This window comes from Clostridium caldaquaticum (assembly GCF_023806125.1).
Lineage (GTDB): Bacteria > Bacillota > Clostridia > Clostridiales > Clostridiaceae > Clostridium_AT > Clostridium_AT caldaquaticum.
Genome location: NZ_JAMSKT010000001.1, coordinates 172,900 through 195,696, shown reverse-complemented (window position 1 = coordinate 195,696; position 22,797 = coordinate 172,900). Strand labels below are relative to the sequence as shown.

The following is a 22,797-nucleotide window of genomic DNA, read 5'->3' as shown; positions in this document are numbered from 1 at the left end:
AGGCACTTGACATTTACATTAGTTCTTAAAGCTGTGAATAGGAGCAGGAATTCTTCCGCCTCTATTTATAAAGTCAGTACTTGCAAATTTACTAACAGCCATAATTGGAGCTCTTCCAAGCAGTCCTCCGAATTCAACGGTATCACCGATAGTTTTGCCGTGAACAGGAATTATTCTTACACCTGTAGTTTTATTATTAATAACTCCAATAGCTGCTTCATCTGCAATGATAGCAGATATTGTTTCTGCAGGTGTATCACCAGGTATTGCTACCATATCAAGTCCTACAGAACATACGCAGGTCATAGCTTCAAGTTTTTCAAGGCTTAAAGAGCCCACAGATACTGCATTGATCATTCCTTCGTCTTCGCTTACAGGAATAAATGCACCGCTAAGTCCTCCTACATGATAAGCTGCCATAACTCCTCCTTTTTTTACAGCATCGTTTAAAAGAGCTAAAGCAGCAGTAGTTCCATGACACCCGCAGCTTTCAAGCCCCATTTCTTCTAATATTCTTCCAACGCTGTCCCCTATAGCTGGAGTTGGTGCAAGAGATAAATCTACTATACCAAAGGAAACACCTAGTCTTTTTGAAGCTTCTGAAGCTATGAGCTGTCCAACCCTTGTAATTTTAAAGGAAGTTTTCTTAATAGTTTCTGATAATACATCAAAGCTTTGTCCTCTAACTTCTTCAATAGCTGATTTAACAACACCAGGGCCGCTTATTCCAACGCTAACAACACATTCTGCCTCGCCAACTCCATGATAAGCTCCTGCCATGAAGGGATTATCCTCTACTGCATTAGCAAAAACTACAAGCTTTGCACAGCCTATGCTTTTTTTTTCTTTTGTAAGATAAGCTGCTTTTTTTATAATATGTCCCATATCCCGTACAGCATCCATGTTAATTCCTGACTTTGTACAGCCTACATTTACAGAGGCACAAACCTTGTTAGTAACAGCTAAAGCTTCAGGCAGAGAATTTAAAAGTATTTTGTCACCCATGGAGTATCCTTTCTGCACAAGAGCTGAAAAACCGCCAATAAAGTTAACTCCTACAGTATCTGCAGCTTTATCTAATATTTTAGCAAATTCCACATAATCAGTATCGCTGCTTGACTGTGCAATTAAAGACATAGGAGTAACGGAAATTCTTTTGTTTATTATAGGGATTCCATATTGGGTTTCAAGTTCTTCTCCTACTTTAACCAGGTTTTCTGCATATTTAGTAATTTTGTCATAAATTTTCGTTCTAACCTTTTTTCCGTCGCTATCGCAGCAGTCTAAAAGGGATATTCCCATTGTTATAGTTCTTATATCAAGTTTTTCTTTTTCTATCATTTGAATAGTTTCCATTATGTTTTGAAAGTTAATCATATTTTTCAGCTCCTTAATTTATATTGTGTGCATTGAATCAAATATATCCTTATGCTGAATTTTGATTGAAACACCTAATTTATCTCCAACATCGTCTAGTGAAGCCTTTAGTTCTTTAAAATCTGATTTCATATTTGTTAAATCAACAAACATAATCATTGTAAAATAATTGTCAACAAGAGTTTGAGTTATATCTAGTACATTTACGTTAGCTTCTTTAAGAACACCAGTTACTCCGTAAATAATACCAACCTTATCTTCGCCGATTACAGTAATAAATGCTTTCATTTTAATATCTCTCCTCACTACTGAATATTTTATATTTCAATAAAAAATAAAGACTAAACGTGTAAGTTTAGCCTCTGGAGATAATAAGGATTTTATTATAAAAAGAAATAAAATACATTGACTAAAGCAAATTATGTGCATAGCCTAGCATTAATACTTTTTATAAAATCCCCTGTCCTTTTACCTGAGAGTTTCACCAATTATTTTGGCTTTCCCCTTCGGTGCCCATCTGAGTCTCTCCAGAGGCTCGTCTAATAACGGTCTATTAAATATCCCGCTATCTTCAACCGAATTTATTAAATTATAATGGCAATTATACCATAGATAGTTTGCATGTTCAATAATATTTTTAAAATTGTGAATAAAGAATGTTGAGGTTAGCTTATAAAATTTCATTGTTTCTTCGAAATTACTGATTTGAAAAAAAGTTAAGAATATAAAAATAATAGGGGGTAATTTACTATAGGAATTAGCCTTGGTTTATTTTATAATATAATTACAATAAATTAAAGAAAGGGTTGATTATCATAGAAGCTATAAGCACTAAAAGAGAATATTTTATCACAGGTATGTATACGTTATCACTAATTTTTTTCGGTTTTATAATTAATTCTACAAAAGAAATTTTAGAGGGAATATATAAAATAATTAAGGAACAGGATGTTTTAATTAGTGATTACATTGATATAGGAGGATTAGGAGCAGCTTTTGTAAACAGCGGCATTTTAGGATTTACAACTCTAATTATTTTATATATATTAAAAATAAATATCACTGGAGTTTCAATTTCAGTTGTATGGTTGATGAGTGGTTTTTCACTTTTTGGTAAAAACATATTTAATGTATGGTTTATTATTGCTGGAGTATTTTTATATTCTAAGTTCCAGAAAGATAAATTTTCAAAATATGTATATATAGCTTTGTTTGGTACAAGCTTAGCACCATTAGTTACTTTTATTATGTTTGGATTAAATACTTCAAGATTTATAAGTGTTGTTTTAGGTGTTGTCGTTGGACTAACTGTAGGTTTTATATTATCACCTTTAGCAGCATATCTTATGAGAGTACATCAAGGATTTAATCTTTATAATATAGGTTTTACAGCAGGGATAATCGGTACAATAGTGATGTCTTTGTTTAAATCATATGGATATTCAGCTAAAATGCGCCTGATTTGGAGCTCTGGTAACAACAAAGTTTTAAGTGTATTTCTATTTATTTTATTTATATCTATGATAATTACTGCATATATACTTGACAAACAAGTGTTTACTAAGTATAAAAAGCTATTGAGTTATTCCGGGAGATTAGTTACAGATTTTATGATTTTAGAAGGGTTTGAAGCTTGTTTGCTTAACATGGGGATAAATGGTATTTTTTCAACAGCATATGTTTTATTATCCCGCGGAGAATTAAACGGGCCTACAATTGGAGGTATTTTTACTATAGTTGGATTTAGTGCTTTTGGAAAACATTTAGGGAATATGATTCCTATATTTATTGGTGTATTAATAGGGGGAATAACAAAAACTTGGAGTATTAACGACCCAGCTATTCTTTTAGCTGCACTTTTCGGAACAACTTTAGCTCCTATAGCTGGAGCTTTTGGATGGAAATATGGTATTATGGCAGGTTTTTTACATTCATCAGTTGTTTTAAATGTAGGGGCATTGCATGAAGGTATTAATTTATATAATAATGGTTTTTCAGGTGGAATTGTAGCAGCCACTTTAATTCCAGTTATTGAGGCCTTGAGAAAGGATGACTAAAAATTGAAACATGAAAGTTTAAAAATATCAAAAATGGCAGCAGAATTAATGAATTATTTCTTTTATATGAATGCTACTGATATAAATATTAATATTAGAGAAACTGAGCAGCATTATGAAATAATTTGTAAAAGTAATTATAAAGATGAAACACAGAAAAAAATAAATAAATTTATGAAACTTATAAATTGCAAAAAATATGAAGAAATAGAGGAATACTATTGGAATCTTACTGGTGATTGTGATGTAGCTAATGAACTTTCTCTTATTGCAATGATGGCGGATAAAGTTGATGTGCAAATTAAGGATAATGCAGAAATGGAAGTTGTTATTTATAGATATAAAAAATAATTTTAGGCCACTTTAAGTGGCCTTATATTATATAAAAATAAATTTTTCTTTCAATAAGTATTTTACAACTTCATATAAAGCATCGCAGTAAGATGATTGAAAATCTGAGTCAAAATTAATGGTTTTTCTATTCATGTTTTCACTGCATATTTTTACTCTGTATTTATCATTTTTTATTTCAGGTATAGGGAACTGACCGGTGTAATCTTCTACAATTTCAATTAGCTCACCGACTTTGACAGAATATCCATAGCTTAACAGCATTCCTTCTTCATCTTTCATTCCTTTTTTATATTCATTTTCTATATATTCTTTTGTAAGGCCGGTAACTAAAGATAAAAGAGTTATTCTATCTTCAAAATTTATTTCTAAAAGCTGATTTCCTAGTAGATGTTGTTTCATATTAAATTACTCCTTTCAAATTTGTATTTTATAAAATATTTATTAAAACATTTTCAATAAAAATATTCTACATTTTTTATTAAAATCCTTCAAAAATTAAAAATTAATAAAGGAACTGATAATGTAAATTTGTTATCAGTTCCTTTTAGGAATTATGTAGTTGGTTGTTCATTTTTTTCTGTAGCTGGTTTTTTTGAAGGAGGACTGTCTGGAATAATTTTTTCCATTACTTTATCAGCTTGTTCCTGTGTAATTACTCCATCTGATACTAATTGACTTAGAGGATTAAATCTTCCCTTTTTTTCAGTTGATTTTTGTGTTGTTGAAGAGAAAGCTTCTAATATTTTATTACCTTGAGTTTCAGTAATGGTTTTATCTTGTACGAGAGATGCAATAGTTTCTTTTAACGATTCAGTGTTTAACTTTCCTCTTGCATTGTCACCTTTTTGAGAAGCTCCGGATACTGTATCTGAGCTTTCAGGTTTAGAATTATTATTTTCTTTAGCTGAATCATTTGATGATGAATTAGAATTCTGCTGAGAATTATTTGATGAAGATGCGTAAGTATTGGGTTCTGTTTCAGCAGTACTATTATTTTTGCAGCCTGTAAAAATAGATAGTGCTATAACTGTTGTAAGTAATGTTACTAAAGTTTTTTTAGCTAAATTTACTTTTCTCATTTACTTAACCCCTTCCTGTAAATTTATAATAATTATCTTAATAGTATATTAGAACAAGTTTATGACAGTTTTGTGGCAAGATTTTAAAAATTATGTTTATAAATTAGACAAAAATTACATTTTTAAGCAGCTATTATTTAATATAACTTTATTTTCATAAATTAAGCCCAAGTATTTTTCCTACTTGAGCCTTTTGAAATTTATTTTAAAATATTATTTATAAAATATCACTTTACAATTTAAATTTTTCAACAAGAGTAGTTAGTTCCACTGCCATGGCATTAGTTTCTTCAGCAGTAGATGTTAAATTTTCAATTGCAGCAGTTTGTTCCAAGGCAGCTGAGGATACATTTTCACTAGTTTTGGAAGTATTTTCTGTCATTGTAGCTATTTCATTTATTAATTTAACTATTTGGTCTGAAGATGCAACTTCATCGTTTGTTATATTCAGTATTTCTTCAATATTTTTAACTATTTCTTCTACTGCAGATAATATATTAACAAAGGCTGTATCTGTTTCTGATACTATTGTTACACCATTATTAACTTCTATTTTTGCTCTTTCCATTAATGTTACTGCATTTTTTATATAGCTAATCATTTTATTAAGCAAACCGGATATTTCCGTTGCTTTATCGTTGGATTCCTCAGAGAGTTTTCGTATCTGTTCAGCAACTACGCTGAAACCTTTTCCGTTTTCTCCTGCTCTTGCAGCTTCTATAGCGGCATTTAACGCAAGAAGATTGGTTTGCTTTGCAATAGAATTTATAGCGTTAATGATTCCTCCTATTTGAGCGGATAAACTATTTAATTGTTCTAATACCTGTGCTGTTTCGTCAGTGCCTTTATTAATAACACTAATTGCTTTAACTGTTTCATTTACTTTTGTTCTTCCAAGTTCTGCAACCTTCATTGAATTTTCTGTATTTAAATTTGCTGCTCTTGCTTTACTTTGAGCAAGTTGAACGAGACTTGAAAGCTGCATCAGCACCTGAGAAACATTAATTATAGATTGGTTTTGCTTTTCTGCATCGTCAGCTACCTTATTTATACTTGAACTAATTTCTTCAGATGCTGCATTTATTTCTTCAGAGGAAGCAGATAATTCTTCAGATGCTGCATTTAACTGTTCAGCCGCATTTAAAACTTGTTTCACTATGTCATGCTGATTATTAATCATAGAATTAAAGCTGTCACCTAACTGTTTTAATTCATCATTACTTTTTATATTTATTCTGACGCTTAAATCTCCCTCTCCTGCACGTTTCATTAATTCTTCGAGCTTAACAATAGGTGTTATTATTGTTTTGTGTGAAAAAACATATGATAAAATAATAGCCAAAATACAAGCTATAACTAATATTAGTATTGTATTGTTTCTGATTTGTATAGCTGGTTTCATATATTCATTATAATTGCTGGTTGTTACTATTAACCAGTTTCCTACTGTTTTAAAAACAGCATACTTATAAACACCTTGGTAAGTATAAAAACCTTCGGATGTTTTTTCAGTTACAGCTTTATTAAAATAAGCAGTTAAATCTTTATTGTTTATATCTTTTAAGTTTTCCTTAAGTACTTTATTACTGTCTGGATGATAAACAAGTAAACCTTCTTTATTAATTATATAGGCATATCCGTTAGTACCAATTTTAACTTTAGATGCATATTTAGAAATTGTATTAAAAGGAATGCTTCCTATTAAAGTGCCAACAACAGTATCACCTTTTTTTAAAGGGTATGCTATTAAAACTGAAGGTTTATTTGTAAATCTAGATATTACTACATCACTAACTGATGCTGTACCGCTTATAGCCTTTTTAACATAATCACGATCACTTAAATCAATATCAGGATTTCTAGTTTCGTTAGTCATAATAGCTTTGCCTTTAGAATCTGTAATAATTATTGTTTCAATAGAATCATTATTTTTTTCTTTAACATTTTGAATATATTGAAAAGCAGCATCACTATAAGCATCCATGGGGTTTTGTGCCACATTAGCAATAGCTTCATTTAAGCTGGCAGTTTCCATAGAACTTTTAACATTAAGAAGTATGTTTTCTATTAATTCAGCAGTCTGTTCTGTGCTTTCTTTTAAGTGGCTTTCAATAGATTGTTGTAATGCATTTGATGACATTTTGTAGGAGAAATAACCTAAAGATAACATAGGAATAGAAATAAGCAATACAAAGGCTGACATTAATTTTGCTTTTAAAGAAAATTTCACTTTTAAGACACCTCTTTATTAATATATTTTTTCACTAAATAAGAAACAAATCTTTTTTGCTTTATTTAAAGATTATTGTTCATTAATATTAATATTTTTAAATGTTAAAATAGGTTCTTTTATTAGCAATTTTTTATTATTAAACACATTTACCATCATTTAAAAATTGATACAAACTTAAGAAATATTTTCATATATTTTTCTTAAGTTTAATAAATTACCATTTTATAATATAAATTTCTTATAAATTTTTCAATAAAACATTGTTAATTTTTTATTAATTGTTGCTATTATGCACAATTGTTCAAAGTAATGGAACTTAAATTAAAATTTTACAAAATTTTAAACATTATCATTGTAAATTTAATGCATTAGTTGAAATGTATATACAAAAACGAAAAAGTTTACATGTATTTTAGATTTAGAATAATAAATATTTAGATTTCATTGTTAAAACAGGGGAAATTGTTTATAATAATATAATAATAGTTATGTATATAAAAATCTAATATTAAAAGTAATTTCAAGCTAACTATGAAAAGTAGTTAGCTTATGCGTTATGGGCATTTTTACAAAATATGCAGTAATGGAGGTTGTAGTATATGTACTTAATAGTTGGCTTAGGAAATCCTGGCGATGAATATAGACATACAAGGCATAATGTTGGTTTTGATATTATAGATTTAATGGCTAAGAAGTATAATATAAGGCTTAACAGGATAAAATTTAAAGGTACCTATGGAGATGGAATAATAGGCGGGGAAAAGGTAATTCTTCTTAAGCCGTCTACTTATATGAATTTAAGCGGTGAAAGCGTAATAGAAGCTGCAAGTTTTTATAAGATTCCAAAGGAAAATATAATAGTAATATATGATGATGTAAGCCTTCCTGTTGGAAGGATGAGGCTAAGACCTGAAGGAAGTGCAGGAGGACACAATGGTATAAAAAATATAATTCTCCACCTATCTTCAGATATTTTTCCGCGCATAAAAGTAGGGGTAGGGCAGCCTGAAAAAGATTTAGTTTCTTATGTTCTTGGTCGTTTTCCAAAAGAGGAGTGGGAAACCTTGCAAAAAGTGTTCCCAGCAGCCTGCGACGCAGCGGAGGTTATAATACAAAAAGGTATTAAAGAGGCTATGAATAGATTTAATGGATTTACTGTAGGAGGGTTAAAATGAGACTTGAGGGCTTAATGCAGCCTTTGAAAGAAAGCAAAGAGTTTGGAGAAATTATGAATGCAGTAGAAAAGCACAGATACCCAATTGGTGTATTTGGGCTTTCAGAGTCTGCCAGAAGTTATTTAATAAATGGAGTGTATAATGAATTAGACAAGCCATTTCTAATTCTTACTCATAGCGATGTAGAAGCAAAAAACATATACGAAGACTTAAACTTATATCTTCCAAACGTATTCTATTTTCCAACAAAAGAAGTTGTATTTTATAATATAGATGCAATTTCAGGCGATTTAAGATGGGAACGATTAAAAGTAATAAAGGAAATGACTAAAAAAGGGAAAAAGATTATAGTAGCTTCAATAGAATCTTTGGCTCAGCGATATATTCCCTTTAATCTTTTTAAAGAATATACCTTTAAGTTTTCTGTAGGAGACAGCATAAGCTTAGAGCAACTTAATGAAAAACTTGTACAAAGCGGCTATGAAAGGGTGGACATAGTAGAAGCTAAAGGACAGTTTTCTATAAGAGGAGGAATAATGGATATATTCCCTCCTTATGGAAGTTTGCCTTATAGAATAGAGCTTTTTGGTGATGAAGTTGACTCTATTAGAACTTTTAATACAGAATCTCAGAGAAGTATAGAAAAAGTTAAAAGAGTAGAGATTTTTCCTGCAAAGGAAATGATTTTAAGCAGCGAAAGCATTAAAAAGGCTGCAGCAGCTATTGAAGAAGATTTAAAAACTGTTTTAGAAACATTAAAATCAAAGAAAAATAAAGAAGCTTTGGAAAAGATAAGTTCTATAACAAAAGCTAATCTGGAATCTTTAAAAGAAAACTGGAGCTTTGAAACTATAGACAGCTATCTTACCTATTTTTATGAAAGTACATCAAGCTTTTTAGATTATATTCAAGACGGTTTTGTAATTATTGATGATATTCAAAGATGTAAGGGAAAGCTTGACAGTGTATATTTTGAATTTGAAGAAAACTATACAAATTTCCTTCAGCTTGGGAATATACTTCCAGGTCAGGGCAATTTGTTAATGCCTAAGGAGGAGCTTCTGGAAACACTTGCATCTAGCAAGGTATTAACATTAAGTGCAATACCTAAGTCCACTGATTTTCTTGCACCAAGGGCAATTGTAAGCTTTACTCAAATAACTCTTCACAATTATCATGGACAGCTAGATCTTCTTATAGAAGATATAAAGGACAAGAAGGCAAGGGGATTTAAAACAATTATACTTTCAGGCACAAGGCCTAGAGGGGAGAGATTGGTTACTACTTTAAGGGATAGAGGCATAGAAAGCACTTACAGCGATGTTATAAGCAATATGGAATTTGGTCAGGTTATGATAACCTTTGGAAATCAGCTCAGGGGGTTTGAGTACCCGGATTTAAAGGTTTGCGTAATTTCTGATAAGGAAGTGTTTGGGGAAGCCAAAAGAAAGAAAACCTCAAAACCTCAGAAAGGTGTCAGCAAGATAAAGAGTTTTACCGAGCTTAAAATCGGGGATTATGTAGTTCATACAAATCATGGTATAGGTGTTTATAGAGGTATAAAGCAGCTGGAGCTTGAAGGACACAAAAAGGATTACCTGCAGGTAAACTATGAATCAGGTGATATGCTTTATGTGCCTGTAGATCAGCTGGATTTAGTTCAGAAATATATTGGTCAGGAAGGAAAAATACCTAAGGTAAATAAGCTTGGGGGAACAGAGTGGGCTAAGGCCAAATCTAAGGTTAAGAAGTCTATTGAGGCTATAGCTGAAGATTTAGTAAAGCTTTATGCTGTGCGTTCTACCCTTAAGGGACATAAGTTTTCAAAGGATACTGTTTGGCAAAAGCAGTTTGAAGGAGAATTTCCATATGAGGAAACGCCGGATCAGTTAACTGCTATAGCAGAGATTAAAAGGGATATGGAAAGCGATAAGCCTATGGACAGACTTCTTTGTGGAGATGTTGGCTATGGTAAGACAGAAGTTGCTATCCGTGCCGCCTTTAAGGCAGTAATGGACGGAAAGCAGGTAGCTTTTCTAGTTCCAACTACAATATTAGCAGAGCAGCACTACAATAACCTTGTGCAGAGATTTTCTGATTTCCCTGTAAAAGTGGATATGGTAAGCAGATTTAGAACTCCAAGTCAGCAAAAGGCTACTATGAAGGCAGTTAAAGAAGGAAACGTGGATATACTTATAGGTACTCACAGGCTGCTATCTAAGGACATACAGTTTAAAGATTTAGGACTATTAATAATTGATGAAGAGCAAAGATTTGGAGTAACTCATAAAGAAAAGCTTAAGGAGTTTAAGAAAAATATAGATGTATTAACTTTATCTGCTACTCCTATTCCAAGAACTCTTCATATGTCTTTAGTAGGGGTTAGGGATATAAGTGTTATAGAAACTCCTCCGGAGGAAAGATACCCGATACAGACTTATGTAGTTGAATTTAACGATCAGCTTATAAGAGATGCTATAATGAGAGAACTAAATAGAGGTGGACAGGTATATTTTGTTCACAATAGAGTTGAAACTATAAGGGAGATGTCTTCTTATCTTCAAAAACTGGTGCCTGAAGCGAAAATTGCTGTTGGCCATGGACAGATGAGTGAAAGAGAACTTGAAGATGTAATCATGGGGTTTGTAAAAAGTGACTATGATATTCTTGTTTCAACTACAATAATTGAAACAGGAATGGACATACCAAATGTAAATACAATAATAATCAATGATGCAGATAAGATGGGACTTTCTCAACTCTATCAGCTAAGAGGAAGAGTAGGACGTTCTAATAGAATTGCTTATGCATATTTAACTTATAGAAAAGATAAAATACTTACAGAAGTAGCTGAAAAAAGGCTTAAGGCTATAAAAGAATTTACAGAGCTTGGTTCAGGTTTTAAAATAGCCATGAAGGATTTAGAGATTAGAGGAGCAGGAAACATGATGGGGTCTTCACAGCATGGTCATATGGCGTCAGTAGGTTATGACCTTTATTGCAGAATGCTCGAGGACATGATTAAGCTTATTAAAGGTGAAATTGAAAAAGAACCAGTTGAAACAACTGTGGAGCTTAAGGTGGATGCTTATATTCCTTCTGACTATATAAGTGATGAAATGCAGAAGATTGAAGTTTATAAGAAAATTGCAGCTATAAGTTCTGAAGATGATATGATGGAAATTCAAGACGAGCTTATAGATAGATTTTCTGATATTCCTCCTTCTGTACGTAACCTTATGAATATAGCCTATATAAGAAGTATTGGTAAGTTATTAGGAATTGAAGAGATTAAGGAAAGAAAAGATGAGCTTCAGCTTGTGCTTGAAAGCAAAGATTCAATAAATGAAAATTTAGTTAAGGTTCTTATGGAAAAGTACAGTAGAAAGATTTCCTTTAAAGAAGACAGAAAGCCTGTTATTGTCTACAAGCTTACAGATGTAAAAAAAGAGGATTTAATAACAGTAGTACGGGAGCTTTTGGAAAATATGAAAACTGGTGTTGCAATAGCATAGCATTATGATACAATATTCAGTATGAGAAACAACTAATTTAAAGGTTAGAAAACAAAATTAAGAGCGGGGGAATTAGAGTGAAAAACATTAGAAAAATAGCAGCAGCTGCATTAATAAGCGTGTTTACTGTAGCTTTAGCAGGCTGCAATATGATAACAAAGACGGACGAAGCGATTAAAAAGAGTCCTGTTGCTAAGTTTGGCAATATGAGCATAACAAAGGGTGAGCTTGATGAAGAACTTCAGTTTGTGTCTAAAGAAATGGAAGGTCAGTATAAGTCAATTTATGGAGAAGAATACGTAAAAGGTGAAGATTTTAAAAAGCAAAAACAAGAATATATAGATACGTATAAAAAACAGATTCTTGACAGCTTAATAACTAAAAAAATAGCGCTAAATAAAGCTGCTGAAAGAAACCTTATTGCATCAGATGATGAGGTGAATAAAAAGATAGAGGAATACAAGAAGGACACAAAAGAAGAAACTATTAAAGAGCTTGGGTATACAGAAGGCTTTAACGATGCTAAGTATAAACAGAGTATAAAAGACCAATTAACTTTGGAAAAACTTCAGAATGATATAATTAAAGATGTAAAGGTTGAAGATAGTGAAATTCAGGATTACTATAACTCAAATCAAAGCAAGTTCACTGAACAGCCAAACAAAATTCATGTAGCCCATATACTTTCTGCAACAGAAGAAGATGCTAAAAAGGTTAAGGAAAGACTGGATAAGGGCGAAGACTTTGCAAAAGTGGCGAAGGAAGTTTCTACAGAACCTGCTGCAAAAGAATCAGGCGGAGATTTAGGTTTTATTGAATATGATAATGCAAATTACGATAGAACCTTTATGCAGGCTGCAATAGCACTTCCTGAAGGGAAAATATCAAATCCTGTTCAGACTCAATTTGGATGGCATATAATAAAGGCTATAAAGAAAGAAGAATACCCTGTTAAAAAACTTGAAACTGTAAAAGAAGAAATAAAGTCTACCTTACTGTCACAGAAGCAAAATGCTAAGGTAAGTGAAGAAGTTTCAAAGTGGAGAGAAGAAGCTAAAATCAAGTATTACGAAAAGAATATGTAAAATATATGCAATTGTAAAACTTAACTGAATATATAAATATAAAAAAACGACTTAAAAGTTAGCTTTTAAGTCGTTTTTTATACAACTAATATAATGAAATATTTCTAAAATTTTCAAATTTAAAAATAAAAGAGTCCAATCTGTGTATAAATTTTCATAATTGGAAGGATAATAATAACACAGATAAGATTTATTAGTTAATTTTTAATTTATATTTTAAAGGAGGTTATTACATAATGAAAGCAACTGGTATAGTTAGGCGTATTGATGATCTTGGAAGAGTAGTAATACCTAAAGAAATAAGACGAACTTTAAGAATAAGAGAAGGAGATCCGCTTGAGATATTTACTGATAGAGAAGGTGGAGTAATACTTAAGAAATATTCACCAATAGGAGAATTAAGTGATTTTTCAAAGGAATATGCAGAATCACTTCAACAATCAATTGGACATATTGTACTTATAGCTGATAAAGATGCTATTATATCCGCCAGTGGTGCACCAAAGAAAGATTACTTGGAAAGAAAAATAAGCAATGAACTTGAAAAATGTATGGAAGATAGAAAAACAGTAGCTTTAGGAGAAGGAACTTCCAAAATGATACCTCTATATGATGATGAAGATGTTGAAGGAAAATATACAGGACAAATAATTTCTCCAATTATTGCAGAAGGCGATGCAATTGGCGCAGTTGTCATACTAGCAAAGCAGCCTGGAGAAAAGCTCGGAGAACTAGAACTTAAACTCGCCGAAACCGCATCAGCCTTTTTAGGGAAGCAAATGGAACAATAATGGTAGACAGCTAATGGCAGCGTGTCTGCCATTTGTTTTTTTGCTTCAGTTTGAATTATAGACAACAATTAAACAAAATATACAGCTATTTTATAAAAAAGTAATAAAATTTCTTAAATTTAAATATTAATAATATGAATAATTTTTAGGCAGCACAAAGAACAAATAGGGGGAAGTATCTTTATGAGGAAACAGTCTTTAATTAAAGGAACATTAATATTAGGTTTAGCAGGTATTTTTGCCAAGTTTCTAGGTATATTTTTCAGGTGGCCATTAATAATGCTTATAGGAGATAAGGGTATTGGATACTACCAAATGTCTTATCCTCTTTATACTTTCTTTGTTGCTGCAGCATCAGGAATTCCGCTTGCTATTTCAAAGCTTGTAGCAGAGAGAAATGCTGCTATGGATAGAGCAGGAATTATTCAGGTATTAAATAGTGCGCTTCTTCTTATGATAATACTAGGAGGAGGTTTTTCTGCAGTACTTATTATTTTTTCACGACAGCTTATACAATTTTTTAACTGGGATGCTAAGGCTTATTACTCACTTATGGGAATATCTATGGCACCAATTATAATATCAATAATGAACAGTTTTAGAGGATTTTTTCAGGGTTTACAGAACATGATGCCTACTGCAGTATCACAAATAATAGAACAAATAGGAAGAGTATGTATTGGGGTTGGACTAGCTTATCTATTTCTTCCAAGAGGAATAGAGGTTTCTGCAGGTGGAGCTGCTTTTGGAGCAGCAGCAGGCGGGTTTATGGCAGGAATATATTTAATTTATAAATATATAAGGGTAAGAAAGGAATTTATTGTAAGAAGATATACAAAAAATACTGATATAATGTACAGACTTTTGAGAATTGCTATACCTATGTCCTTAGGAGCAACTGTAAGTTCCATTATGGGACTTATTGACGTTTTATTGGTTCCGAGAAAGCTATTAGAGGCAGGAATCTCGCAAGATGAGGTTATAGCACTTTTCGGTCAGTTAACAGGAAAAGCGGGTACTCTTGTGAGTGTACCTTTGACTCTTTCCATGGCACTTTGTATGTCACTGGTTCCAATAATTGCAGAGTCTCATTTTTTGGGGCGAACAATAGATGTACACAGTAAAGTAGATACTGCTATCAGAATTTCTACAGTGGTAGCATTTCCATGTACTCTTGGACTTTACTTCATGGCCAGACCTATTTTACAATTAATATTTCCAGGACAGTCTGATGGATATCTTATTTTACAAGTTTTATCATTATCTGTGCCTTTTATAATTTTAACTCAGGCTAGTACATATATTCTACAAGGAGTTGGAGAAGATATAAGACCTGTTATTAATCTAGGTTTAGCATGTATAGTTAAGGTTATAATAACCTATATATTAGTGCCTATACCGTATATAAATATATATGGAGCTGCCTTAAGCAGTTTAGGAGCATACATAGTTGCAGCTTCATTAAATATGCATCTTTTAAAGAAAACCTTCAATGTAAAGATTAATTATTATGAAATTGTTATAAAACCTGCTTTTGCAGCTGTTTTAATGATAATAGCAGTTGTATTTATCTATTTGAATGTCTATAATTATACAGTAAGCGTTAGAATTTCAAGTTTACTTGCTATCGCAGCAGGAGCTTTAATATATGTACTTTTAATAGTTGGTTTTGGAACTTTTAAATATAGCTACATAAAAAAGAGATTTTTGAAAAGGTAAAATCAGAAGGCATAAAGATTGATAATTTTTATGTGCTCTCTAGGAATACAGAAGGGAAGATATAAATGATTAAAATTGTTGGACTTGGGCCTGGAGCAAAAGAGGCTATGACTTTAGGAACATTAGAAGTTTTAAAAAAGGGAAGTAAAGTTTTTTTAAGAACTTGTAAACATCCTAATGTAGAATATCTAAAGGAATTAGGAGTAGAATTTAAAACCTATGATGATAAATACGATACCTTTGATAGTTTTGACGAGGTATATAATTCAATTGCAAAAGAGCTTATAGATGAATATGAAAAGAGCGGAGATATAGTTTATGCAGTTCCGGGACATCCGCTTGTGGCAGAAAAATCAGTAACTATCTTGCTTGAGCTTTGCAGAGAAAAGGGCATTCAAACTGAAATTTATCCAGCAGTTAGTTTTGTGGATGCCATAATGGAGAGTTTAAAGCTTGACCCTGTAGAGGGTTTAAAAATAATAGATGCTTTTGATATAAAAAATCAGGTTCTGGATAAAAGAATAGGAACTATAATAACGCAGGTTTATAACAAGTACATAGCTTCAGAGGTTAAGCTTGCATTAAATGAGTATTATAGAGATGATACCGAAGTTTATTTTATTAGAGCAGCGGGAGTAAAGGAATTTGAAAGCATAAGAAAGATAGCATTATACGAATTAGACAGGCAGGAAGATATTGATCATCTGACTTCTATTTATATTCCAAAGGATTTAAATAACACTATGGATTTTCATGACTTACTGGCAATTATGGATACTTTAAGAGGAGAAGATGGCTGTCCTTGGGATAAAGAACAGACTCACGAGTCTTTAAAGAGATATTTGATTGAAGAGTGCTATGAAGTTTTAGAGGCAATAGATGAAAAGAATGAGGATATGCTTATTGAAGAGCTGGGAGATGTGCTTCTTCAGGTAGTATTTCATGCAAGGATTGGCAAGGAAGAAGGTTACTTTGATATGAGTGATGTTATAAAGGGAATAAGCAATAAGATGATAGAAAGACATCCTCATATTTTTGGAAAAGTTAAAGCAGAAACATCTGAAGAGGTTCTTAAAAACTGGGATGAAATAAAGAAGAAGGAAAAAGGTTTTGAAAGCTATACAGAGGAGCTAAGGCATGTTCCTAAAAATCTGCCGGCACTTATGAGGGCTGAAAAAGTTCAAGCTAAAGCAAGAAAAGTAGGATTTGATTGGGACAAAGTTGAAGATGCATTAAATAAGGTTTTTGAAGAATTCAATGAGGTTAAAGATGTATATAAAGGGAAAAACAGGGCAAAAATACTAGAAGAAGTTGGAGATTTGATATTTGCAGTGGTAAATGTATGCAGATTCCTTGACATTGAGCCAGAGAATGCATTAAATTATACTATAGAGAAATTTATAAATCGCTTTGAATACATAGAAAAAGTTGCTTTAAGTAAAGGTATGAAACTTAAAGAGATGACTTTAGAGCAAATGGATGCTCTTTGGGAGGAAGCTAAGCAAAAGAAAATTTTGGCTGAAAAGAAGGAATTTTAATATTAGTGCAGAATATAGTAATTCACTAAGATTTATAGTTTGTAGATTAGAAATACAAGCTAAAAGTAAGTTTGTTTAGTTATATTTTTACATATATACTAAAAGAAAAAATGGGCTGAAAATAAATAAATTTTTTAGGAGGTGAAAACCCTGGTTTAGGTTTTATTGCCTATCTTGCTGGCCCGGTGGATAAATCTAATAGATTGAAACCAGGATACAAAAGTGAACAAAGCAGAATTAATAACAAGCATGGCTGAAAAAAGCGGTTTAACAAAAAAAGATGCTGAAGCAGCTTTAAAATCATTAATAGAGAGTGTTCAAGAAGCACTAGCAAAGGGAGAAAAAGTTCAATTAGTAGGATTTGGAACTTTTGAAGCTAGAGAAAGAGCTGCTAGAGTAGGAAGAAATCCAAGAACTAAAGAAGAAATAACTATACCAGCATCAGTAGTTCCAGTATTTAAAGCTGGTAAAGAATTCAAAGAAGCAGTAGAAAAGAAATAATGACTTTTCAAAAAGCCTGGATTTTTAATTCAGGCTTTTTATTTTAGATTAGGAGGATTTTCATGAGGCTAGATAAATATTTAAAAGTTTCAAGGATTATAAAGAGAAGAACTGTTGCTAAAGAAGCTTGTGAAAATGGAAGAGTTAGCATAAATGGAAAAACAGCAAAGCCAAGCACTGACATTAAAGAAGGAGATATAATAGAAATTCAATATGCTGCAAAGATTTTAAAAGCAAAAATAACAAATGTAGCTGAGCATGTAAGAAAAGAAGAGGCTAAGGCTATGTATGAAATATTAGTTGGAGAAGAAGACACGGACGAAGAGTAATATATAAAGACTTCCAGGCATATAAATAAATACAAGAGGGGCAAGACCTCTTTATATGATTGAGCAATATTAATGTAATGCCTGGAGGGATAAAATGGAGGCTAAAAAAGAAATAAAGATAGAAGATAAAAGGAGTAATTTAACCCTTGAAAACAGAAGAAAGCTGTCATTAACTGGAGTTGTTGAAGTTATAAGTTTTAATGATTCACAGATTATGCTTAATACTAATCTTGGCTCTATGACTATCAAAGGGGAAGGGTTAAGAATGAACAAACTAGATGTACAAAATGGGGAAGTTATAATTATAGGAATGATTAATTCCTGTGTTTACTCTACTGCTGAAATTAAGAAAGACAACGAAAGCATATTTGCTAAGTTGTTTAAGTAGGTATAATTATGTTATTTCCCGTTTCAGTTCAGTTAAATATTCTTATTTTCAGCATACTGGCAGGAGTATTAACAGGAATATTGTTTGACTTATATAGAGTTTTTAGAGGGCTTGAAAACCCAAATAGGATAGTTACATTTATTGAGGATATGTTGTTTTGGATATTTACTGGTATAGTAGTATTCATATTCCTCCTATTTACAAACTATGCCTACATGAGAATGTATGTATATGCAGCAATAGGAATAGGAATAATCATATATATGGAAATGATTAGTAAAATATTTATTAAGGTACAGTATAAGCTTATTAAAAGTATAATTAAATTTATAAGAATAACTTTTAATTTTTTAACATATCCAATTCAACTATTGTTTTATAATATTAAAAGAAAAAATAAACAAAAAATCCTTAAGAAAAAACTTGAAGAAAATCAAAATAGAATTTAAAATATATAGTGAGACATAAAAGTGATATTAACCAATGATTAAGAGTATAAGGAGTAAGGGCACATGAATAAAAAGCTTAATCTTAAAAAGGTATTGATTATATTGGCTTCGTGTTATGTGGGTTACATACTTGTCAGTACTCAGTTAGTTATGGTTAAAATCAAAAAAGAAATAAAAGTTAATCAGCAGGAACTTTCTAAACTAAAGCAGAAAAATCAGCAATTACAGGATGAGGTTAATATATCAAAAACCGATGCTTACATTGAAAAGCTTGCAAGAGAAAGGTTAGGCTTAATAAAAGAAGGAGAGACTCCTGTAATATCAAAATAACTTAGTTTTTAATATTATAAATATATAACATATTTAATTTTTAAGGAGGAGTCTTTTTAATATGACCTTACAGACAGGTAGTATCCTAGAAGGTACAGTAGTTAACATTACAAATTTTGGTGCATTTGTTGAAGTGGATGGGAAAACAGGTTTAGTCCACATATCAGAGGTTTCAGACACTTTTGTAAAAAACATCAGAGACTATTTAAAAGAGAAAGATAAAGTTAAAGTTAAAGTAATTTCAGTGGATGATAATGGAAAGATAAGCCTATCCATAAAACAGGCTACCCCTCCAAGAAAATCTGTAAGACCAATTGAAATTGATTGGAGTCAAGAAAAAAATAGATCAAATGCTTCCAGTTTTGAAGATAGACTTTCAAAGTTTTTAAAGGAAAGTGAAGAAAAGGTACAAGAACTTAAAAAACATCAAGAGTCAAGAAGCCGTGGTTACAGAAAAAGTTCAAATTATTAGCATATAGAGGAATCGCTAAGGCGATTCCTTTGTTAAGCTGTAGGTATGTGGTAAGTTACATTTTGGTATGATATTAATATATGAACAACCAAAAAATAACTTATAAAAAAATGTTGACATGATATAATATATAATATATAATAAACTATGTCGCTAGGAAACGACATGCTGAAGTGGCGGAACAGGCAGACGCACAGGACTTAAAATCCTGCGGTGGTTAAACACCGTACCGGTTCGATTCCGGTCTTCAGCACCAATATCGCGGGGTGGAGCAGTTGGCAGCTCGTCGGGCTCATAACCCGAAGGTCGCAGGTTCAAGTCCTGCCCCCGCAACCAAAAGTTTCAGATATGAAACAAATAAATAATATGGCGGAATAGCTCAGTTGGCTAGAGCAATCGGTTCATACCCGATGTGTCGTAGGTTCAAGTCCTATTTCCGCTACCATACATAAATCCTGAAGTATTACTTCAGGATTTTATTTTATACTAAAGCTCTGTACAAACAATGCAGAAGATATGGCTACATTTTCATTACTATGAATTATTTTAACTACATACCAGCAATAATCTTCAGTTATGGTAAAGTCTAAATTCCATTCTAATACAGAGGCTGCTTTAAAGTTTTTTTCTGCAATTATCTTTCCTCTATTTGTAATTACTTCAACTTTTTCTATAGGATTAATTAAATCTTCCGCTTTAATGTGAAGATTTAATTTATCTCCTATATTAATATTCAAAATACTTCCCATCCAGCGGTTATTTCCTTTAACTACAAGTTTTAGAGTTTTAGATTCAGTTGAGTAAACTCTTCTTAATTTTATTGCATCTAACAAAGAATCTATAGTGAGTTCTTTTGCTATAACTGCGGTAATGTTAGGAGAATTTCCCCAATCATTAATGTGATTATCCTGGCCGTTTATTGCAGCGATATGCCATCCGTCATCTAACGCATTATAATAATTTTTTTCTGTTCTAGTGTAGATACGAGTGGTAGAGCCGTTGCCTACTTCATATAGATTTACAAAATTATCAAAGTTATGGGAAAAAGGGAGAGTTTTTGGAGAACGATGAGGATGATTTATAGAAAGAAGTATATTTTCTTCTGTAATAAGCCATTCATAAAGTTCTTCTAAAAAATTCGGCTTTTTTTCTATAATGCTTTGGCTGTTGATAATGTTAATATGTCCCCAAAATTTTGTGCTTAATTCAAAACCAAAAAGAGCAGCAAAATCTTTATATCTTTTATTTGCAGCAGCAGCTTCAAGTTTCAGCATTTCCCATTTCGGGTGTTTTTTTCCGATTATAAATATGCTCCTGTCATAATTATATTTTCCATTAACAAGTTTTCCCTGATGATCAGTTACGATTAAGAAGTTAAGACCATTATTTTTAGCCTGTTCATAAGCTTCTGTAGGTGTACCAATTCCATCGGAATAGGAGGTATGGGCATGTGGTATGCCGAAATAAAAATTATATTCCATAAGTTCATCTTCAATTATAAATTTCCAGATAAATTCTTGGGGGTTATTATCTTTATCATTAATAACGAGCTTTACTGTATGAGTTCCATACTGTAAAGGGTCTTTAACAAAATAACTTATACTGTTGTTTTTTAAATAAGCATTCAGTTCTTTGTTATCTACATAAAGTTTAGAACTTTTAAAATCTAAAATTTCATTTCCCTGCTTTAGATAGGCACAGATATAAGGCTTTGTATTAGAAGTTGAGGTAAGGTTGCCGGGAGTTAAATAAAATATTATAGGCTGTTTAGCATTTTTAATTCTATATTCGCTTGAGCGCATATTATTAAACAGAAACTCTTCCAATGAACATAAAAAATGTTCCTTCAAAATCAAACACCACCATAAAAATCATCTGAATATATATTATTCAAATTGCAGATAACAGGTGACTAAATATTACAAAAAATAAGTAAATAAAAAGCTCCGTTATGTGGAGCTTTTAAAATAACAATCATTGTTTTCCATTTATGTATTCAGCTAATATTCTTGCTACATATACACCTGAAGTTTTAGCTTCTTCTAGAGTATTGTTTTCCGAACCTACTTCTAATAACAGGGCGTTAGGGCTTTTTTGCTGGTTGAACTTAGTTCCGTTATTATGGACATAAATGCCGTAATCACCTTGATTTCCAGGACGTATAAGTCCAGGAAAAAGACTTTGCCCTATGTTTACAAGTTTTTTCATAAGTGCTGCATTTTTATCCTTATTAGGATTTCCTGGTCCTTCAACAAAGATAAGCCTTGCAACATTTGAACTATGCATACTTACAGTTACATCTTCTTTTTTTGGTCCACCATCTCTATGCAGGTCTATTATTACTTTAAAGTCTTTATATTTATTTAAATACTTATCTAAGGTTTCTCCTGAACGTGCGTAGCTCTTATTAAATACCATATTATGTACTGTTTTATCGTGAATTACAGCAATACCGTAGTTTTTTTCAAGTTCATTAGCTATTACATCTCCAACAGCAACAACAGTTTTGCTTTGATCATCTGATACGTTGGCTGCATAAGGTTTATAGCTTTCAGTTGTGTGAGTATGATAAATTAAAACTTCTGGTTTTGCGGGATTTAAAGTCTTCTTTAATTTAGCATTGTATACTTCTGCAATTTTAGTATAATCCACAGGAGTATTTGAGTCGGTTGTTTTAACATCTGTATTTTTTATTATGTTGTTTTCGTTAAGCTTAAAAGGATTTAGAGTAAAAGGCGTTGTAGTATCTCTGGCTATTCCTTTAGGATCCCCATCTTTAATAAGGTTAAATTCACGACTAACAATTGATAAAGGACTGTTCACATCTAAACCCATCATTTCGAGGAACTTGTCCGTTAATGAGAAATCAGCTTCTGCCATGTCATCTTCGTCAAGGTTCATTGATTTTAAAAGAGGCAGGGCGTTTTTCATTACTTCTATATAGTACATGCTTTTATCAAAAGAAACGGTATCTTCTGTACCTGCTTTTGCAGTCAAGGGTACAGATAAAGTGAGTAATAAGGACAATGAAAGTGAGGTATAGATTTTACCTTTTGTATTTTTATTCTTTAACAATTTAATCCCCTCCATACAACTCATTATATTCAGAGAGGTTTGCTGATTATTACAGGTTTTAAAAAATAAATTATTGAAATACCGACATGTTTTCTGTTTATGTTGCATAAATTAATAAGATATCTTATTCAAACTATCTTTTATAAAATTTACTAATAGCTTGTTTTTATAAGGTTTTAATGGGTAAAAAGCAAATTTAAAAATTTTATTAAATGGTAATTATTTGGAAAATTATACGAATTAATGTCCAAATAAATTTGGTAAAGGCTTTCATGGTATGACATTTATTTCCAAAGAACTTTGTTATAATAAAAAGCAAGATTGGATGGG

General features: G+C 31.6%; 21 protein-coding genes, 3 tRNA genes and 1 riboswitch. Of the genes, 17 read left to right on the top strand and 7 right to left on the bottom strand.

The genetic code is table 11. The features are described from left to right. Positions 1-18: 18 nt before the first annotated feature. Together M2651_RS00910 and M2651_RS00905 are read right to left on the bottom strand one after the other, a co-directional pair. Positions 19-1,377, bottom strand: a complete 1,359-nt coding sequence (locus M2651_RS00910) for a PFL family protein (RefSeq protein ID WP_252130443.1) — start codon at positions 1,375-1,377, stop codon at positions 19-21. An 18-nt stretch (positions 1,378-1,395) separates the two neighbouring features. Beyond that, positions 1,396-1,665, bottom strand: a complete 270-nt coding sequence (locus M2651_RS00905; protein ID WP_252130442.1) for an ACT domain-containing protein — start codon at positions 1,663-1,665, stop codon at positions 1,396-1,398. A gap of 162 nt (positions 1,666-1,827) precedes the next feature. Then, a riboswitch (glycine riboswitch) is annotated at positions 1,828-1,918 on the bottom strand. Between the two features lie 265 nt (positions 1,919-2,183). On the opposite strand from M2651_RS00905, the gene M2651_RS00900 reads away from it, so the two are divergent. Beyond that, positions 2,184-3,434 carry a DUF1576 domain-containing protein gene (locus tag M2651_RS00900; protein WP_252130441.1) on the top strand — a complete coding sequence of 417 codons (1,251 nt, stop codon included), beginning with the start codon at positions 2,184-2,186 and terminating at the stop codon, positions 3,432-3,434. Positions 3,435-3,437: 3 nt separating this feature from the next. Continuing rightward, positions 3,438-3,785: a hypothetical protein gene (locus M2651_RS00895; RefSeq protein ID WP_252130440.1), complete on the top strand. Its 348-nt coding sequence runs from the start codon at positions 3,438-3,440 to the stop codon at positions 3,783-3,785. A 27-nt stretch (positions 3,786-3,812) separates the two neighbouring features. On the opposite strand, the gene M2651_RS00890 is transcribed toward M2651_RS00895, so the two are convergent. The 3 genes from M2651_RS00890 to M2651_RS00880 all read right to left on the bottom strand — a co-directional run bounded on the left by M2651_RS00890 (position 3,813) and on the right by M2651_RS00880 (position 7,097). Then, positions 3,813-4,187, bottom strand: a complete 375-nt coding sequence (locus M2651_RS00890) for a hypothetical protein (protein WP_252130439.1) — start codon at positions 4,185-4,187, stop codon at positions 3,813-3,815. A gap of 152 nt (positions 4,188-4,339) precedes the next feature. Further along, entirely contained in the window at positions 4,340-4,867 is a 528-nt protein-coding gene (locus tag M2651_RS00885; protein WP_252130438.1) for a hypothetical protein, read from the bottom strand. Positions 4,868-5,099: 232 nt separating this feature from the next. Further along, complete coding sequence (locus tag M2651_RS00880) at positions 5,100-7,097, bottom strand: methyl-accepting chemotaxis protein (RefSeq protein ID WP_252130437.1); 1,998 nt, start codon at positions 7,095-7,097, stop codon at positions 5,100-5,102. Positions 7,098-7,699: 602 nt separating this feature from the next. Here M2651_RS00880 and pth point away from each other — a divergent pair. The 15 genes from pth to M2651_RS00805 all read left to right on the top strand — a co-directional run bounded on the left by pth (position 7,700) and on the right by M2651_RS00805 (position 19,837). After that, positions 7,700-8,275, top strand: coding sequence for an aminoacyl-tRNA hydrolase (pth, locus tag M2651_RS00875; protein WP_252130436.1), 576 nt, complete (start codon positions 7,700-7,702; stop codon positions 8,273-8,275). After that, positions 8,272-11,790 (top strand): transcription-repair coupling factor, encoded by a 3,519-nt coding sequence (gene mfd, locus M2651_RS00870; RefSeq protein ID WP_252130435.1) that lies wholly within the window; start codon positions 8,272-8,274, stop codon positions 11,788-11,790. The genes pth and mfd overlap by 4 nt, the downstream gene beginning before the upstream one ends. A gap of 77 nt (positions 11,791-11,867) precedes the next feature. Continuing rightward, entirely contained in the window at positions 11,868-12,875 is a 1,008-nt protein-coding gene (locus tag M2651_RS00865) for a peptidylprolyl isomerase (RefSeq protein WP_252130434.1), read from the top strand. Between the two features lie 236 nt (positions 12,876-13,111). Next, on the top strand, positions 13,112-13,666 hold the full coding sequence (gene spoVT / locus M2651_RS00860) for a stage V sporulation protein T (protein ID WP_252130433.1): 555 nt from the start codon (positions 13,112-13,114) through the stop codon (positions 13,664-13,666). Positions 13,667-13,849: 183 nt separating this feature from the next. Beyond that, positions 13,850-15,385 carry a putative polysaccharide biosynthesis protein gene (locus tag M2651_RS00855; RefSeq protein WP_252130432.1) on the top strand — a complete coding sequence of 512 codons (1,536 nt, stop codon included), beginning with the start codon at positions 13,850-13,852 and terminating at the stop codon, positions 15,383-15,385. A gap of 65 nt (positions 15,386-15,450) precedes the next feature. Then, positions 15,451-16,923 (top strand): bifunctional methyltransferase/pyrophosphohydrolase YabN, encoded by a 1,473-nt coding sequence (yabN, locus tag M2651_RS00850; protein ID WP_252130431.1) that lies wholly within the window; start codon positions 15,451-15,453, stop codon positions 16,921-16,923. 222 nt (positions 16,924-17,145) lie between these two features. Beyond that, positions 17,146-17,424 (top strand): HU family DNA-binding protein, encoded by a 279-nt coding sequence (locus M2651_RS00845; protein ID WP_252130430.1) that lies wholly within the window; start codon positions 17,146-17,148, stop codon positions 17,422-17,424. A 62-nt stretch (positions 17,425-17,486) separates the two neighbouring features. Then, entirely contained in the window at positions 17,487-17,753 is a 267-nt protein-coding gene (locus M2651_RS00840; protein WP_252130429.1) for an RNA-binding S4 domain-containing protein, read from the top strand. Between the two features lie 94 nt (positions 17,754-17,847). Further along, positions 17,848-18,141 carry a sporulation protein YabP gene (yabP, locus tag M2651_RS00835; protein WP_252130428.1) on the top strand — a complete coding sequence of 98 codons (294 nt, stop codon included), beginning with the start codon at positions 17,848-17,850 and terminating at the stop codon, positions 18,139-18,141. Between the two features lie 8 nt (positions 18,142-18,149). After that, positions 18,150-18,590, top strand: coding sequence for a spore cortex biosynthesis protein YabQ (yabQ, locus tag M2651_RS00830; RefSeq protein WP_252130427.1), 441 nt, complete (start codon positions 18,150-18,152; stop codon positions 18,588-18,590). Between the two features lie 63 nt (positions 18,591-18,653). Beyond that, positions 18,654-18,920, top strand: coding sequence for an FtsB family cell division protein (locus M2651_RS00825; protein ID WP_252130426.1), 267 nt, complete (start codon positions 18,654-18,656; stop codon positions 18,918-18,920). Between the two features lie 61 nt (positions 18,921-18,981). Further along, positions 18,982-19,392, top strand: a complete 411-nt coding sequence (locus tag M2651_RS00820) for a S1 domain-containing RNA-binding protein (protein WP_252130425.1) — start codon at positions 18,982-18,984, stop codon at positions 19,390-19,392. Between the two features lie 167 nt (positions 19,393-19,559). After that, positions 19,560-19,648 (top strand) — tRNA-Leu (locus tag M2651_RS00815). 4 nt (positions 19,649-19,652) lie between these two features. Beyond that, a tRNA-Met gene (locus M2651_RS00810) sits at positions 19,653-19,728 on the top strand. Positions 19,729-19,760: 32 nt separating this feature from the next. Beyond that, positions 19,761-19,837, top strand: a tRNA-Met gene (locus M2651_RS00805). Between the two features lie 31 nt (positions 19,838-19,868). On the opposite strand, the gene M2651_RS00800 is transcribed toward M2651_RS00805, so the two are convergent. Then, complete coding sequence (locus tag M2651_RS00800; protein WP_252130424.1) at positions 19,869-21,242, bottom strand: CehA/McbA family metallohydrolase; 1,374 nt, start codon at positions 21,240-21,242, stop codon at positions 19,869-19,871. Positions 21,243-21,366: 124 nt separating this feature from the next. Beyond that, positions 21,367-22,467 (bottom strand): stage II sporulation protein P, encoded by a 1,101-nt coding sequence (locus M2651_RS00795; RefSeq protein WP_252130423.1) that lies wholly within the window; start codon positions 22,465-22,467, stop codon positions 21,367-21,369. Positions 22,468-22,797: the final 330 nt, after the last annotated feature.